The sequence below is a fragment of the Salipiger bermudensis genome, from assembly GCF_020171625.1.
Taxonomy (GTDB): Bacteria; Pseudomonadota; Alphaproteobacteria; order Rhodobacterales; family Rhodobacteraceae; genus Salipiger; species Salipiger bermudensis_B.
In genome coordinates this window covers 275,788-291,728 of sequence record NZ_JAIUZY010000004.1, presented here as the reverse complement: position 1 = coordinate 291,728, position 15,941 = coordinate 275,788, and the positions used below count along the sequence as shown (strand labels likewise).

General features: G+C 66.5%; 12 protein-coding genes and 1 riboswitch. Of the genes, 9 read left to right on the top strand and 3 right to left on the bottom strand.

All coding sequences use genetic code 11. The features are described from left to right. Positions 1-5 precede the first annotated feature (5 nt). The 4 genes from LCM15_RS07915 (at position 6) to LCM15_RS07900 (ending at position 4,563) form a co-directional block, all read left to right on the top strand. Positions 6-2,975, top strand: a complete 2,970-nt coding sequence (locus LCM15_RS07915; RefSeq protein WP_224855176.1) for a helicase-related protein — start codon at positions 6-8, stop codon at positions 2,973-2,975. Beyond that, on the top strand, positions 2,976-3,350 hold the full coding sequence (locus LCM15_RS07910; protein ID WP_224855174.1) for an RNA-binding S4 domain-containing protein: 375 nt from the start codon (positions 2,976-2,978) through the stop codon (positions 3,348-3,350). A gap of 57 nt (positions 3,351-3,407) precedes the next feature. Next, positions 3,408-3,746: a ferredoxin FdxA gene (gene fdxA, locus LCM15_RS07905; RefSeq protein WP_224855171.1), complete on the top strand. Its 339-nt coding sequence runs from the start codon at positions 3,408-3,410 to the stop codon at positions 3,744-3,746. 307 nt (positions 3,747-4,053) lie between these two features. Further along, entirely contained in the window at positions 4,054-4,563 is a 510-nt protein-coding gene (locus LCM15_RS07900; RefSeq protein ID WP_224855169.1) for a CarD family transcriptional regulator, read from the top strand. 127 nt (positions 4,564-4,690) lie between these two features. Here LCM15_RS07900 and LCM15_RS07895 read toward each other — a convergent pair whose 3' ends face one another. Next, on the bottom strand, positions 4,691-6,562 hold the full coding sequence (locus tag LCM15_RS07895) for a monovalent cation:proton antiporter-2 (CPA2) family protein (protein ID WP_224855167.1): 1,872 nt from the start codon (positions 6,560-6,562) through the stop codon (positions 4,691-4,693). 180 nt (positions 6,563-6,742) lie between these two features. Continuing rightward, a riboswitch (SAM riboswitch) is annotated at positions 6,743-6,821 on the top strand. A gap of 62 nt (positions 6,822-6,883) precedes the next feature. Here LCM15_RS07895 and metZ point away from each other — a divergent pair. The 4 genes from metZ (at position 6,884) to LCM15_RS07875 (ending at position 11,183) form a co-directional block, all read left to right on the top strand. Beyond that, positions 6,884-8,062 (top strand): O-succinylhomoserine sulfhydrylase, encoded by a 1,179-nt coding sequence (gene metZ, locus LCM15_RS07890; RefSeq protein ID WP_224855165.1) that lies wholly within the window; start codon positions 6,884-6,886, stop codon positions 8,060-8,062. A gap of 116 nt (positions 8,063-8,178) precedes the next feature. Beyond that, positions 8,179-9,270, top strand: coding sequence for a GTP cyclohydrolase FolE2 (gene folE2 / locus LCM15_RS07885; protein WP_224855712.1), 1,092 nt, complete (start codon positions 8,179-8,181; stop codon positions 9,268-9,270). Positions 9,271-9,431: 161 nt separating this feature from the next. Further along, complete coding sequence (locus LCM15_RS07880) at positions 9,432-9,659, top strand: hypothetical protein (RefSeq protein WP_224855163.1); 228 nt, start codon at positions 9,432-9,434, stop codon at positions 9,657-9,659. 75 nt (positions 9,660-9,734) lie between these two features. After that, positions 9,735-11,183 carry a TrkH family potassium uptake protein gene (locus LCM15_RS07875; RefSeq protein WP_224855161.1) on the top strand — a complete coding sequence of 483 codons (1,449 nt, stop codon included), beginning with the start codon at positions 9,735-9,737 and terminating at the stop codon, positions 11,181-11,183. A gap of 145 nt (positions 11,184-11,328) precedes the next feature. Here LCM15_RS07875 and gghA read toward each other — a convergent pair whose 3' ends face one another. Both gghA and LCM15_RS07865 read right to left on the bottom strand, forming a co-directional pair. Beyond that, positions 11,329-13,737 (bottom strand): glucosylglycerol hydrolase, encoded by a 2,409-nt coding sequence (gene gghA, locus LCM15_RS07870; RefSeq protein WP_224855159.1) that lies wholly within the window; start codon positions 13,735-13,737, stop codon positions 11,329-11,331. A gap of 258 nt (positions 13,738-13,995) precedes the next feature. Then, positions 13,996-14,601 carry a 2-hydroxychromene-2-carboxylate isomerase gene (locus LCM15_RS07865; RefSeq protein WP_224855157.1) on the bottom strand — a complete coding sequence of 202 codons (606 nt, stop codon included), beginning with the start codon at positions 14,599-14,601 and terminating at the stop codon, positions 13,996-13,998. A 319-nt stretch (positions 14,602-14,920) separates the two neighbouring features. On the opposite strand from LCM15_RS07865, the gene LCM15_RS07860 reads away from it, so the two are divergent. After that, complete coding sequence (locus LCM15_RS07860; protein ID WP_224855155.1) at positions 14,921-15,688, top strand: 3-hydroxyacyl-CoA dehydrogenase; 768 nt, start codon at positions 14,921-14,923, stop codon at positions 15,686-15,688. Positions 15,689-15,941 lie beyond the last annotated feature (253 nt).

Sequence of the window (15,941 nt, the reverse complement as noted above, 5' to 3'; positions counted from 1 at the left end):
TCACCATGCCCCAGCGCGCACGGATCGCGGCCGTTCTCGGCCCGACCAACACTGGCAAAACCCATTACGCCATCGAACGCATGCTCGGTCACCGCACCGGGATGATCGGCCTGCCGTTGCGGCTGCTGGCGCGCGAGGTCTACGACAAGGTCGTGGCGGCGCGCGGACCGGGCACGGTGGCGCTGGTCACCGGCGAAGAGCGCATCGTGCCGCCGCGGGCGCAGTACTGGATCTGCACGGTCGAGGCGATGCCCGAGGGCATGGGCTGCGATTTCGTCGCCATCGACGAGATCCAGCTGTGCGCCGATCCCGAGCGCGGCCACGTCTTCACCGACCGTCTGCTGCGGATGCGCGGGCTGCACGAGACGCTGTTTCTCGGTTCCGACACCATGCGCGGGCCGATCAATGCGCTGGTGAAGGGCTGCGAGTTCATCCGCCGCGAGCGGATGAGCCAGCTTGGCTATCTCGGCTCGAAAAAGATCAGCCGGATGCCGGCGCGCTCGGCGATCGTCGGCTTCTCGGTCGATAACGTCTATGCCATCGCCGAGCTGATCCGCCGCACCAAGGGCGGTGCCGCGGTGGTGATGGGGGCGCTGAGCCCGCGCACCCGCAACGCGCAGGTCGATCTCTACCAGAATGGCGAGGTCGACTACCTCGTGGCCACCGACGCCATCGGCATGGGGCTCAACCTCGATATCGACCACGTCGCCTTCTCGAGCCTGACCAAGTTCGACGGCCGCCGGATGCGCCCGCTGCAGCCCAACGAGCTGGCGCAGATCGCCGGTCGGGCCGGTCGCGGCATGAAGCCCGGCACCTTCGGCACCACGGGCGATGCCGGCCAGATCCCCGACGACTGGGTCGAGGCGATCACCAGCCACAGCTTCACGCCGCTGCGCAAGCTAAACTGGCGCAACCCGAAGCTCAATTTCGGCTCGATCCAGGGGCTCGTGCATTCGCTCGAGCTCGGTCCCGACGACGAGTGGCTCGTCAAGGCGCGCGAGGCCGACGACCTGATGGCGCTGAAGACGCTGGGGCAGGAGGCCGAGGTGCAGGCGCGCGCGAGCAACCCGCGCTCGGTGCAGCTTTTGTGGGATGTCTGCCGGATCCCGGATTTCCGGGGAATCAGTCATGCGGAACATGCTGGCCTGTTGCAGGTTATCTTCCAGCATCTGCACGAGCGCGGCGAGATCCCGAACGACTTCCTCGCCCGTCAGATCAAGCGGATCGACCGCACCGATGGCGATATCGACACATTGTCGAAGCGATTGGCGTTTATCCGCACATGGACCTACGTGGCGCAGCGCCGCGGCTGGGTCGATGACGAAAGCCATTGGCGCGAGGCGACCCGCGCTGTAGAAGACGCACTGTCCGACGCCCTGCACGAGCGTCTGACTCAGAGATTTGTTGACCGGCGGACAAGCGTATTGCTTCGCCGGTTGAAGCAGAAGGAGGCCCTTTTGGCCGAGGTGAATGACAAGGGTGAGGTGACCGTCGAAGGAGAATTCGTCGGACGTCTTGAAGGGTTCCGGTTCCGTCAGGATCAGGGAGCGACGGGCCAGGAGGCCAAGACGCTGAAACAGGCGTCGCTTCAGGCGCTCGCGCCGCATTTCCACCTTCGGGCGGATCGGTTCTACAACGCGCCGGATACCGAGATCGATTTCACCGAGCAGGGCGGCCTCATGTGGGGCGACCAGGCGGTGGGCAAGCTCGCCAAGGGCGACGACCCGCTCAAGCCGCGCGTGGTGGCCTTCGTCGACGACACCGCCGGAGCGGACGTGGTCCAGAAGGTCGAGCGCCGTCTGCAGCACTTCATCGACCGCAAGATCGCGGCGCTGTTCGAGCCGCTGCTGAACATGCAGCGCGACGAGACCCTCACCGGCCTTGCGCGCGGCTTCGCCTTCCGCATGGTCGAGGCCATGGGCATCCTGCCGCGCCAACTGGTGGCCGACGAGGTCAAGCAGCTCGATCAGGACGCGCGCGGCGTGCTGCGCAAGCACGGGATGCGCTTCGGTCAGTACACCATCTTCATGCCGCTGCTGCTCAAGCCCGCGCCGACGCGCCTGCGGCTGGTTCTCTGGTCGCTGCACAACGATCTCGACACCTTCCCCGAGGCACCGCCGCCGGGTCTCGTGACCGTGCCCAACGTTCGCGACGTGCCGATGCAGCACTACTCGCTGGCGGGCTATCGCCCGGCCGGTGACCGCGCGATCCGCATCGACATGCTCGAGCGCCTCGCCGACCTGCTGCGTGCGCAGGACAGCCGCGGCGGCTTCGAGGCCAACGCCGACATGCTGTCGATCACCGGCATGACGCTGGAGCAGTTCGCCGACCTGATGCAGGGACTCGGCTATCGTGGCGAGAAGGGTGAACGCACCAAGGTGCGCCGCGCCGACGAGGTGGTCGCCGAGACCTCCGAGCCGTCGGGCGTGGCCGGTGAGGACGAGCCGGTCTTCGACGCCGCCCGCGAGGCGGAAACCACACCGGGCGCCATGCCCGATCCCGCCGAGACTCCGCCGGCGGCGGACGTGGTCACCGGCTCCGAGGCGATCGATGACGAGGGCTTTGCCCCGGTCAACGAAGATCCCGCGCCGCTCGAGGTCGACGATCACATCGCCGAGACCCCGGAAGAGGAAATCCTCCCCGGCACCGCGCCCGACGAGGCCCTCGCGGGTCCCGAGACCGAGGTGTTCTACACCTTCACTTGGGCCGGCAACCGCAACAACCGCGGCCCGCGCCGCGAGGGCGGCGGCCAGCGCGAGCGTGACGGCGGTGGCCGCGACGGGCAGAAGAACGCCCGTGGCAAGGGCGGCGCGCCGCGCGGCAAGGGCGGCCCCGGCGGCAAGAGGGGCAAGGGCGGCAAGCCCGACGGCGACAAGGGCGCCAAGACCTACGAGTCCCGTCCCCGCAAGGAGCAGAAGATCGACCCCGACAACCCCTTCGCCGCGGCGCTCATGGGGTTCAAGGGCAAGTCGTAAGTGGCCGAGCCGGCGACCAAGCTGCGCATCGACAAGTGGCTGTGGCAGGCCCGCTTCTTCAAGACGCGGAGCCTTGCCGCCAAGGTCGTGTCGAGCGGGCTGCGGGTCAACGGCCAGTCCATCGCCAAGCCCGCCTTCTCGGTGGGGCTTGGCGACGTCCTGACCTTCTCGCAGGGGCGCGACGTGCGGGTGATCAAGGTGCTTGCCCTTGGCACGCGGCGCGGCCCGGCTCCGGAGGCGCAGGCGCTCTACGAGGATCTCGACCCGCCGGCGCCGCGCGCGCCGGAACCACAGACCCCGCGTTTCGAGGGCGGGGGACGTCCCACCAAACGCGATCGGCGTCAGCTCGACCGGCAGCGGGATAGGCTTGAATGATCCCGCATCGTGGTCTAGCTAGACGCAACTCGCGAGACTCTGACGGATGATTTTGCCATGACTTACGTGGTCACTGAAAACTGCATCGCCTGCAAATACACCGACTGCGTCGAAGTCTGTCCGGTGGATTGCTTCTACGAAGGCGAGAACACGCTGGTGATTCATCCCGATGAATGCATCGATTGCGGCGTCTGCGAGCCCGAATGCCCCGCGGATGCCATCCGGCCCGATACCGAGCCGGACATGGAGAAGTGGGTCGAGTTCAATCGCAAGTACTCGGAGCTCTGGCCGGTCATCATTTCCAAGAAGGATCCGATGCCCGAGGCCGAAGAGCGCGATGGCGAGCCGGGCAAGATGGAGAAGTATTTCTCCGAAGCGCCGGGCGAGGGCGGCTGAGCGGCGATTCGCCGTTCCGCGGCCAAAGCGGTTGCAAATGCGTAACTGGATCCGCGCAAAGCCCTGTTTTTGCGTGGAATCTCTGTTTCCGCCAAGAATCTGGGAAAGAGCGGGCTTTTGTGCTATTCTTTCTTGCACACATGACGAAGCCACGCAGACATGATCAGGTCGGGAACCGGCCGGGGGAATAATCCAAGACGTGACGCTTTCAGACGAACGGGATGCTTTGCATATCCGTCCGTCTTTTTTGTCGCCGCGTCCTTCTTGTCGTGATGAACCGTGGCTTGGCTGCTAAGGACACTTTTGTATGACCAAGAGCAAGAAAAACGAATTCCGGCCCAACGATTACGTGGTCTATCCCGCCCATGGCGTGGGTCAGATCATGTCGATCGAAGAGCAGGACGTCGCCGGCATGACGCTGGAACTGTTTGTGATTTCCTTCGAGAAGGACAAGATGACCCTTCGGGTGCCGACCCACAAGGCGACCGAGATCGGCATGCGCTCGCTGTCCTCGCCCGACGTGGTGAGCCAGGCGATGAAGACGCTTAAGGGCAAGGCCAAGGTCAAGCGCGCGATGTGGTCGCGCCGCGCTCAGGAATATGAGCAGAAGATCAACTCGGGCGACCTGATCGCCATCGCCGAGGTCGTGCGCGACCTGCACCGCGCCGACGACCAGCGCGAGCAGAGCTACTCCGAGCGTCAGCTCTACGAAGCCGCGCTCGAGCGTCTGACCCGCGAAGTGGCCGCCGTCTCCGGTGGGGACGAGGTCGCCGCGGCGCGTCAGGTCGACGAGGTTCTGGGGCTGCGCGCCGCCTGATCTTTCTGCGACTGTGGAATTCGAACTAAGCGGGCCTTCGGGTCCGCTTTTTTCGTTTCTCGCGTGTCGATCCTCTTTTCGAGCGGGGGGCCTAGCAAGGAGTGCGGCGACGGCACCTCCTGTCAGGCTACGCCGCGTCCTCGCGCCCTTCCATCAGCGCCGTGTAAAGCGCCGTTTCGAGCTCTTTCTCGAGCTCGCGGGCGCGCTTGATGTAGGCCTCGTTCTCGGACGACGGCACGCTCGGGTCCCAGAGCTGGGCCAGCTCCCGCACCGTCTCGCGGTCGTGGTGATAGAAGGTCTCCTGCGCGATCGCCGCCTCGTACTCGCTCATCCCGACCTGCTCGAGCACATAGCGCCCGGCCCGCAGGGAGCTGTCGAACATCTCGCGCACGATCTTGTCGGCACCGGCCTGATAGAGCTCGTAGACATGGGTTCTGTCGCGGGCCCGGGCGATGATGAAGAGGTCCTCGTTGATGCGGCGTGCAAAGCGCACCAGCTTGGTGCTGGCCTTGGGATCGTCGAGCCCGACCACCAGCACCTTGGCATCCTTGATGCCGGCGGCGTGCAGCAGTTCGGGCCGTGTCGGGTCGCCGAAATAGCCGCGGTGCCCGAAGCGGCGCATCAGCTCGATGGTCTTCATGTCGTGGTCGATCACCACCGTGCGGTAGCCCGAGCTGCCCACCAGCCGGTTCACGATCTGGCCAAAGCGCCCGATGCCGGCAATGATGATCGGCCCGTCCGCCTCGACCCTGTCCTCCTGCTGCGCCTCGCGGGTCTCCTCGAGCCGGGTCGAGAGCCAGTCATAGAGGATGAAGAGCAGCGGCGTGATCAGCATCGACAGCGCCACCACCAGCAGCAGCCGCTGCCCGAGCGCGGTGTCGAAGATGCCGAGTTGCAGCGCGAAGGAGATCAGCACGAACCCGAACTCCCCCGCCTGCGCCAGCGACAGGGTGAAGAGCCAGCGCGCCCGCGTGCGCAGCTTGAAGATGCGCGCCAGCAGCATCAGGATCGCGCCCTTCAGCAGCATCAGCCCGAGCGCCAGCCCGAGGATGACGAAGGGCTCGCTCATGAAGGCGAGCAGGTCGATGCCCGCGCCCACGGTGATGAAGAACAGCCCCAGCAGCAGGCCCTTGAAGGGCTCGATGTCCGACTCGAGCTGGTGGCGGAACTCCGAGTTCGCCAGCACCACCCCGGCGAGGAAGGTGCCAAGCGCCGGCGACAGGCCCACGAGCTCCATCACGAAGGCGATGCCGACCACGATCAGCAGGGCCACGGCGGTGAACATCTCGGGCAGGTGCGAGGAATGGATATGCCGGAACAGCGGGCGCGCGCCGTAGATGCCCGCCACGATGATCAGCGCGATGGCGGCCAGCGTCACCAGGGCCACGCCCCAGCCCGGCAGGCCCTCGACCAGCGACATGCCGTGGTGCGCGGCGTCGTCAGCGTGGCCGATGTCGATGGAGCCGTCCGCCGACAGATACGCCACGCCCGGAAGCGCCAGCAATGGCAGCAGCACGAGCATCGGGATCACCGCGATGTCCTGCGTCAGCAGCACCGAGAAGGCCGAGCGCCCGCCGGTCGATTGCATCAGCCCCTTCTCGTTCAGCGTCTGCAAAACGATGGCGGTCGACGACAGGGCAAACACCATGCCGCAGGCCAGTGCCGGCGCCCAGCTCACCCCGAGCGCCATGGCGCAGCCCATCACCGCCAGCATGGTGATGGCAATCTGCGAGCCGCCCAACCCCACCAGCCGGTGGCGCATGTCCCACAGCGCGCGGGGTTCGAGCTCGAGCCCGATGATGAACAGCATCATCACCACGCCGAACTCGGCGAAATGGCGCAGGTCCTCGGTGGCGGCGACGAGGTTCAGCACCGGGCCGATGACGATGCCCGCAAGAAGGTAGCCCAGCACCGAGCCGAGCCCGAGCCGCGCCGCGATGGGCACCGCGATCACCGCCGCCAATAGGTAGATCGACGCCTCGAAGAGAAATCCGTCCATGCTCGTCTCGCTGCCTCTGCCGGCATCATGATGGGGCAGGGCGGGCGGAAATGACAACCTCTCCCGGCGCCTGTCTTGCGCGGATCCCCGCGGAAATCGCGCGCATTCGAGTCAAAGACCGGAGGGATGGCGCGGCCTGTCACCACCGGAAAGCTTGACGCAACGGCGCGAGAGGCGTAATGCGCGGCCCGTGGCGCTTTGTTACCGGATTGCGGGCCACGTTAAAAAATTCCGCTAAAGAGGTCAGACGAAAGCCCCTTTCGCTTGACCGCGACGGGGCTTTTTTCAATTGCGGCGAGGGGTGCCGCGAAAGGACACGACATGACCAGCAAGGGATCTCGCACGAACGCGGTTCACGGCGGCACCAAGCGCAGCCAGTGGGGCGAGCTCAGCGAAGCGATTTTTCTGACCCAGGGCTTCGCCTATGACAGCGCCGAGCAGGCCGAGGCGCGGTTTCTGAAGTCCGGCCCGGACGAGTTCATCTACGCCCGCTACGGCAACCCGACCGTCGCCATGTTCGAAGAGCGCATCGCGCTGCTCGAGGGCGCCGAAGATGCCTTTGCCACCGCTTCCGGCATGGCAGCCGTGAACGGCGCGCTGACCTCCTGCCTCAAGGCGGGCGACCGGGTGGTCGCCGCCAAGGCGCTGTTCGGCTCCTGCCTCTACATCCTCGAGAGCATCCTGCCGCGCTACGGCGTCGAGGTGGTCTTCATCGACGGCGGCGACCTCGCGGCGTGGGAAGAGGCGCTCGCGCCCGGCGCCACGGCGGTGTTCTTCGAGAGCATGTCGAACCCGACGCTCGAGATCGTCGATATCGAGGGTGTGGCCAAACTAGCCCACGCGGCCGGTGCGATCGTCATCGTCGACAACGTGTTCTCCACCCCGGTCTACTCCGACGCCATCGCGCAGGGCGCCGACGTCGTGGTCTACTCCGCGACGAAGCACATCGATGGTCAGGGCCGGGCGCTTGGCGGCGTGATCCTCGGTACGCGCGAGTTCATCCGCGGCACGGTCGAGCCCTACATGAAGCACACCGGCGGCTCGATGAGCCCGTTCACCGCCTGGATCATGCTCAAGGGGCTCGAGACCATCGATCTGCGGGTGCGGGCGCAGACGGTCTCTGCCAAGGCCATTGCCGAGGCGGTGAGCACCCATGCCAAGGTCACGCGGGTCAGCTATCCGGGGCTGGAGAGCCACGCGCAGCACGCGCTGGCACAGCGTCAGCTCGGGGCAGGGGGCACGATGGTGGCCTTCGAGATCGACGGCGGCAAGGAGGCGGCGTTCCGCTTCTGCAATGCGCTTGAGATCATCCTGATCTCGAACAACCTTGGCGACGCCAAGTCCATCGCGACCCACCCGGCGACCACGACCCACCAGCGCCTCTCGCTCGAGCAGCGCGCGGATCTGGGCATTTCCGACGGGCTGATCCGCCTGTCGGTCGGCATCGAGGATACCGACGATCTGGTGGCCGACGTGCTTCAGGCGCTTGATGCCTGTTAGCATCACATGCGTGTGATCTCCGGGCGTTACTCGCCCGGAGAGATGAAAATGTTGGCAAACGGTTCGCACGCCACCTATCTCTGTGGCGGTAGGAGTGTCGCTTGAGGAAGACCGAGATGAACGTCCATACGCCGGAAATCGACAGCAAACCCAGCGAAGAGCAGGCGCGCGCCGCGCTCGACCTGCTGCGCCGTTTTGCAGACAAGGCGCATGATAGCGAGATCGACGCGGTCGATCCGGCGCTTGCCCTGCTGCGGGACGGGCCCGGCTATCCGGACCTGTCACGTGTCTATCCAAAGGATTTCAAGGCGGACGCCGCCTATCGTGAAACCCTGCCGGACCTGCAGAATGGCCCGGCGTCGCTGATCCGCGGAGAGAACCGCGCGATCCAGCATGTTGGTATTTCCAACTTCCGGCTGCCGATAAAGTTCCACACTCGCGACAATGGCGATCTGACGCTGGAGACCTCGGTCACCGGCACGGTCAGCCTCGATGCCGACAAGAAGGGCATCAACATGTCGCGCATCATGCGCAGCTTCTATGTCCACGCCGACAAGACCTTCTCCTTCGAGGTCATCGAAGCGGCGCTCGACGACTACAAGTCCGATCTGGAAAGCTTCGATGCCCGCATCGAGCTGGCCTTCTCCTTCCCGATGAAGGTCGAATCTCTGCGCTCGGGCCTGTGGGGGTTCCAGTATTACGACATCGCGCTCGAACTGGTGGAGACCGCGGGCGTGCGGCGCAAGCTCGTGCATCTCGACTATGTCTACAGCTCGACCTGCCCGTGCTCGCTCGAGCTGTCGGAACATGCCCGGCGCGAGCGCAACCAGCTCGCAACGCCGCATTCGCAGCGCTCGGTGGCGCGCGTGTCGGTCGAGCTGCGGGAGGGCGAGTGCCTGTGGTTCGAGGATCTGGTCGACCTCTGCCGCGCCGCCGTGCCCACCGAGACTCAGGTGATGGTCAAGCGCGAGGACGAACAGGCTTTCGCCGAGCTCAACGCCGCCAACCCGATCTTCGTCGAGGATGCCGCACGGCTGTTCGCCGCGCAGCTTCAGGCGGACCCGCGCATTGGCGACTATCGCGTGCTGGCTAGCCATCAGGAAAGCCTGCACTCGCATGATGCGGTCTCGGTGCTGACCGAAGGCGCCACCTTTGCGCATGACAGCCTTGGCCCCAAGCTGTTCCCGACGCTGATCCACAGCCACTGAGACACGCTCACCGCTGCAATTCGATGCGCCGCCCCCAGGGGCGGCGCATTTCTTGTGCAGCGTGCTGCATTGCAGCAATTCCTGCGCGGCGTGTTGGGGAACGGGTAAGAGGTCGGCCTAATTGTGAGGGCGGGAGGACCCCCACAGACGGAGGTTTCCGAATGCACGCCGACACCGTTCAGCTCGCCATCGGGCGCGGCTCTCTGAAGCACAAGATCGACCTGTACTTCGCCAATCTCGGGCTGGGGCTGAACCCCTATGGCCTGCGCAAGGCCCGCATGCGCGAGATCGTTCATCTCGAAATGAAAAGCGACGACCAGCTTGCCCGCATGGGGCTGAGGCGGGACGAGATCCTCCCGCACGTGTTCCGCGACCTCCTGTCCGCCTGAGCGGCGGCGGCGCGGGCGTGGAATTTGCTCGCCCGGCTGCTTGACTAATTTCGCGGGGCAGGACAACGCTGCGCCATGTTCGACCTCCGCCCCGTCGCCTATGTCATCGGTCTTCTTGTCGCCACTCTGGGCGCGACCATGTTCCTGCCCATGCTCGTCGATATCGCCGAGGGCCGGGGCGAGTGGAACGTGTTCCTCGAGACCGGTCTCGTCACGATGCTGACCGGCGGGCTGATCGCGCTGGCCTGTGCCAACGGCGTGAAGGAGGGGCTGACGCTGCAGCAGACCTTCCTGCTCACTGTCGGGGTCTGGGCGGCGCTGCCGCTCTTCGGCGGGCTGCCCTTCATCTTCGGGGCCACCGAGGCCAGCTTCACCGACGCCTATTTCGAGGCCATGTCGGGCCTGACCACCACCGGCTCGACCGTGTTCGTCGGGCTCGATACCCTGCCCAAGGGGCTGCTCCTGTGGCGCGGCATCCTGCAATGGCTGGGCGGCATCGGCATCATCGTGGTCGCCATGGTGTTCCTGCCCGAGCTGCGGGTGGGCGGAATGCAGGTGTTCCGCTCCGAAGCCTTCGAGACGATGGGAAAGATCCTGCCCCGCGCCACCGAGATCGCCTCGTCGATCTCGACCATCTATGTGGGGCTGACGCTGGCCTGCGCCGTGGCCTACCTGCTGTGCGGCATGAACGCCTTCGATGCGATGGTGCATGCGCTCACCACGATCTCGACCGGCGGATTCGCCAATTACGACGCCAGTTTCGGCACCTTCTCGGGGCCGGCGGAATACGTGGCCTCCGTCTTCATGATCGGCGCGGCGCTGCCCTTCGTGCGCTACGTGCAGATGATGAACGGCCATTACACCGCGCTGTGGCGCGACAGCCAGGTGCTGGCCTTCTTCGGCACCATCGCGGTGCTGGTGATGGTGATGGTGGTCGTGCTGGTCTCGATCTTTCCGCATCACCCGGAACAGGCGGTGCGCGAGGCGCTGTTCAACATCACCTCTATCATCTCGGGCACCGGCTACGCCTCGGTGGACTACATGCAGTGGGGCTCGTTCATCATCACGATGTTCTTTTTCATCGGGCTGATCGGGGGCTGTGCCGGCTCCACGGCCTGCTCGGTGAAGATCTTCCGCTACCAGATCCTGTTCGCCTCGATCCGGGTGCAGCTGCGCCGCATCCGCGCGCCGCACGGGGTGTTCACGCCGCGCTTCCAGGGCCGCCCGGTCGATGACGACACGCTGTCCTCGGTGCTGAGCTTCTTCGCGTTCTTCGTGGTGTCTCTGGGGGTGCTGTCGGTGGGGCTCGGGATGACCGGCCTCGACTTCATCACCTCGCTCTCCGGCGCGGCGACGGCGCTGGCCAATGTCGGCCCCGGTCTCGGCGATCAGATCGGCCCGGCGGGCAACTTCGCCGATATCAACGACACGGCGAAATGGATGCTGGCCTTCGCCATGCTCACCGGCCGTCTCGAGGTGATGGTGGTCTTCACCCTGTTCACCCTGCGCTTCTGGCGCGCCTGAGGCGCGTGGTTGCGGGCGCGGTGGTTTAGGCCAACCCTAGGCGCGTGGGTACGGTGGTTCAGACGCGGCTGAGGCGCGTGGGCGCGGTCGTTTTCGTTCAGCGCGCGAGCGCCGGCGTCCTCTCCGGGAGCGCCGGCGCCGAAGCTCAGTGCGGCTCGCCTGCGAGGTGGGTGATGTCGAGGCCGCGGGTAAAGACCAGCCCCATCGAATCCCGCAGCACCAGCGGACCGCCGACATAGTCTGGCCCGATGCCCGGGCCACGGATCGTCAGATGCCAGTCGTTGCGGCTGACGCTGTCGGGCAGCAGGTCGAGCGGGTCGATGTTGTCGGTGGCGCCGCCTTCCATGTGGCACACGGTGAACACCTCGCCCCCCTGCGGTGCGTTGCGCAGCGAGACAAAGACCGTGCGGCCGTCGATAGGTTCGACATAGCGGAAATGGTCATCGGCGCGCAGGTTCTGGCGCAGCCACGGGTTGTTGAGCCGGAACATGCGCAGGCGGCGCATGGCGTTGGTCTGCACCGGGTCGAGCTTCGAGGTCGAGTGCGAGACGTTGCAGTACTCGTGCATGTCGTCCATCCACGCCCGCGCGATCTGCTTCAGCCCGCCCACGGTGATCGGACGCGGCCCGGCCAGCGGCGGCTCCACCGCGTTGAGCAGCGTGGCGATGGTGTTGAGGTCGTAATCCGTCACCTCGACCAGCGCCGGCAGGAACTCGAGGAACCGCGCGAGGTCCTCTCGGGTCTCGAAGCCCAGCTCCTTGAGCCAACGGAAGTTGCCGGGGACCGAGTAGCTGTATTCGTCCACCTGCCACTTCAGCGAAATCGCCTCCTCGGCCACGACCTTGACCCCGTACTTGTCGTCCTGGTTGCGGATGAAGCCCCAGCTGGCGCGGGCGGTGGCGTTGAGGAAGTCCATCGGCACGCCGGGCAGGGCGGCATAGGTGAGGATCGACACGGCGGGGTTGTCATAGGCCTTGTCGAGGATCTCCATCTTGGTCTCGCCAAGCCGGGTGTTGATGTTGAGCTTGGGGTTCACCTGCGTGCCCCGGCGCAGCGTGTCGTGGTTGGCGGTGCCCGAGATCCAGTTCGAGCCGCGGGTGAGGATCTCCCACAGGCGCCAGTATTTCGACAGCCAGAAGGTGTAGATGAACGGCGTGTTGTGGGCGAAGGTCAGCGGCCCCCACTGGAACACGTCCGGGTCGGTGTCCTTCTGCGTCTCGATCACCGCGCGGTAATCCGAGCTCAGCTCCCAGTCTTCCTGCGGCCAAGGGCGGCCGTCCTCGAAGACGAACCAAGGGCGGTAATCGACGCCCGCCACGTTCTGCACAACGTCCGACATTTCCTGCAGGTAGTCGTCGTCGTGCCGCATTTCCTGCGTCGAGACATCCCACCACTTGAAGTCCTGCGCCCCGTCCACGCGCACGCCGTCGGCGCCGAAATCCACCTTGCGGCGCTGCAGCTCGAGCAGGATCGCCCGCACGAAGGGATTGTTGTAGTCGAGGTTCTGGCCGTACATGTTCGGCCCGGCGAAGAAATGGCTGTTGAGCGCGTTGAGACCTTGGTTGTCCGAGTGGCCGAACACCACGTCGAGCACCAGCATCTTGGGCCAGTGCGGGAAGTTGTGCAGCACCGCCGCGAGGTCGACCAGCTCGTCGGGGCGCGCCGTCTCGAGCAGCACCGGGTTCACCGTCGCCATGCCCGAGATGACGATGTCATAGCCCCAGTTGGTGGTGTCGGGCCGCATCAGATGGGCGGTCACCGTCTCCTCGTCGCTCTCGATGTCGGTCCAGAAATCCGGACCCGCCTCGTAGACGGTGGTGGGCTCGACCGGCAGGAGCTGCACCGCGTCGTAGCCGGCGAACAGCTCTTCGTCGGGCTCCAGCGTCAGTCCGGCGCCGACACGCGCGGCGAGGCGTTCGAACTGCCGGGTGAGCGAGGCCAGCGTGCCGCCGGGCGTTGCCGTGGGGACATGGACCTGCAGGATCGAGGTCGGCGGGGCGAACTTGTGCGGGCCGTCGGCCTTTCGGACCTGCTCGAAATAGCCTTTGTCCTGCCGCCGCGCCTGCATGGCCGGCAGATCGTAGATCTCGGCCGGGGAAAAGGCGCCATAGGGCAGCGAGGCGGCGAGCGGATCGAGGATGCGGTGATAGGCACCCTCCTGATCGCGGTAGACCAGCGCGTAGAAATCCCCGATCTGGTCCCGGCTGCCGGCCCTGAGACCGGTGGCGGCGGCAAAGGTGAAGGCCTCGCAGCGGGCCACCGGCAGCAGCACGCGGTCGAAGCGCACGTCGCCCTGGCTGGCGGTGAGGTCGAGCTCTTCCTGCGGGCGCAGCACCTCGAGGAACACGTCGCCATCGGCGATGCGCCAATCCTGCAGCTCCGGCGTCCAGAAGCCGAACTCCACCTTTGCACCATCGACCAGAGCTCCCAGCCGCCGCGCGATCTGCTTGCCGGCGTCAAAGCGGTTGGGCGCGGTGTCGAGCACCTGCTGGCACCACTCGGCGCGGGCCTCGGCGGCGGAAAGGTCGGCGAGGATGGCGGGCGTGTCTGTCATGGCGTCTCGGTCCTGTGTCGTTGCTCATGTGCCACCACCGCGGCCCTCGCGGGCGCGGCGCGGACTGTCTGGCGATCTGCGGGACAGCCACGCTTGCGCGCACCGTCCCGGGCGAACCGGCGGGCGGTCCCGCCAGTCCTCCGGTCAACCTAAGGCGCTGAGACGGGTCTGCAACGCGAAAGGCGGGGTTTCGCTTCGGGGAAGGGCTGCGTCTCGGGAAAAGCGCGGTCAGTCAGCAACGGATCGGGCGGCACCGGATCAGGCGGCGGCCCTGAGGAGCTTTTCGCGCATGAACTCGATCCGGTCCTGTCCCCAGAACCGTTCGCCGTCGACCACGTAGGTCGGCGCGCCGAAGATCCCGGCCTCGATCGCCGACTGCGTGACAGCGCCGGCCTCGTCACGCACGTGCTCGGCCTCGGCCTCGTGCAGGATGTCATAGGCGGGCATGTCGATCTGGTGCAGTGCCTCGCACAGTTCGCCCGGATCCGAGATGTTGCGCCCCTCGGCCCAGACCCCGCGCAGGCAGGCCAGCGTCACCGCGTCCTGATCGAGCCCGAGGCGCCCGGTGGCAAGGATCACCCGGCAGGGCAGGCGCACGTCGACCGGATGATGCGCCGGGTTCGGGGTCATGCGCAGGCCCCGCAGCCGCGCCCAGCGGCGCTGGTCCTCGATGCGGTAGCTCTGCCGGGCCTCGCATTGCTCGAGCGGGTGGGTGATGCCCATCTCGGCATAGACCCTGCGGATGTCCAGCGGGTGGAAGCGCACCATCGCGCCGACCTCGGCGGCCAGCGCCATCAGCGCCTGATGACCGAGATAGGTGAACCCGGAGGCTGGTGAGAAGAAATAGTCGATGGTTTTGCGCATGACGCCCCCGGAACTCGAAACTGGCTTCTACCCTTCATCGGCGGTCCGCGTCGGCTTGCCCGGCACTGTGGAGCGCCTGACCGGATCATGCCCCGATTGACGCGCAGAGGCGCGCTTTTTGTCAACGAAACCCGGTTCGGGCGGGCCGGGGGCAGGGCCGCAGCCGGGCGATCCGGGCGGAAACGCTCCTGACCCGCGAGGGAACGCCGGAAATTTGCGCAGATTTGAAACCATCGCGCGACGCCGCGCTCGGCGTCGCTGAGGCATTGTCAGCGCCCGTGCCTTGGCTATGCTCCGCCGCGACAAGGGAGGGTTTGTTATGAAGATCGAAGATCGTGTGTTCCTCGTGACCGGCGGCGGCTCGGGCCTCGGCGCGGCGGTGGCCGAGATGCTGGTGGGCGCGGGGGGCCGCGCGGTGCTGCTCGACGTCAACGCCGAGGCCGGCGAGGCCAAGTCCGACGCGCTTGGGGAGGCGGCGCATTTCGTGAAGACCGACGTGACCGACGCGGTGCAGGGCGAGGCGGCGGTGGCCGCGGCGCTCGAGCGCTTCGGGCGGCTCGACGGTCTGGTCAACTGTGCGGGCGTGGCGCCGGGCGAGAAGATCGTCGGGCGCGAGGGGCCGCACGGGCTCGACAGCTTCGCGCGCGCGGTGACGATCAACCTCATCGGCACCTTCAACATGCTGCGGCTGGCGGCGGACGCGATTTCGAAGCAGGAGCCGGGCGAGGGCGGCGAGCGGGGGGTGATCATCAACACCGCCTCGATCGCGGCGATGGACGGTCAGATCGGGCAGGCGGCCTACGCGGCGTCGAAGGGCGGTGTGGCGTCTTTGACGCTGCCCGCGGCGCGCGAGCTGGCGCGGCACGGCATCCGCGTTGTGACCATCGCGCCGGGGATCTTCGGCACGCCGATGATGGCGGGCCTGCCGCAGGACGTGCAGGACAGCCTCGGCGCCTCGGTGCCTTTCCCGCCACGGCTGGGCGACCCGGAGGAGTACGCGGCGCTGGCGCGGCACATCATCGAGAACCAGATGCTGAACGGCGAGGTGATCCGCCTCGACGGCGCGCTTCGGATGGCGCCGAAGTAGGACTAGGCGCTCGGGCGCCGTGCGGACTTCGGAAGGGGCGAGCGGGGCGAATGCGCGGCGGCGTCCCGGCTCGATGAGGTGGGAGTGGCTGAGAGGGATTGGGGCCGCGTGGACTTCGGAAGAGCCGAGCGTGTCCCCGCGCGGAATCAAGGCCGTAGGCCGCCGCGCAATCGCCGGCCCGCCCCCCGGGCTGGCGATCTGGTGAAGCTGGGAGCCGCGTGTCGAGGTCCTTCGGATGTGGCCGGGATAAATC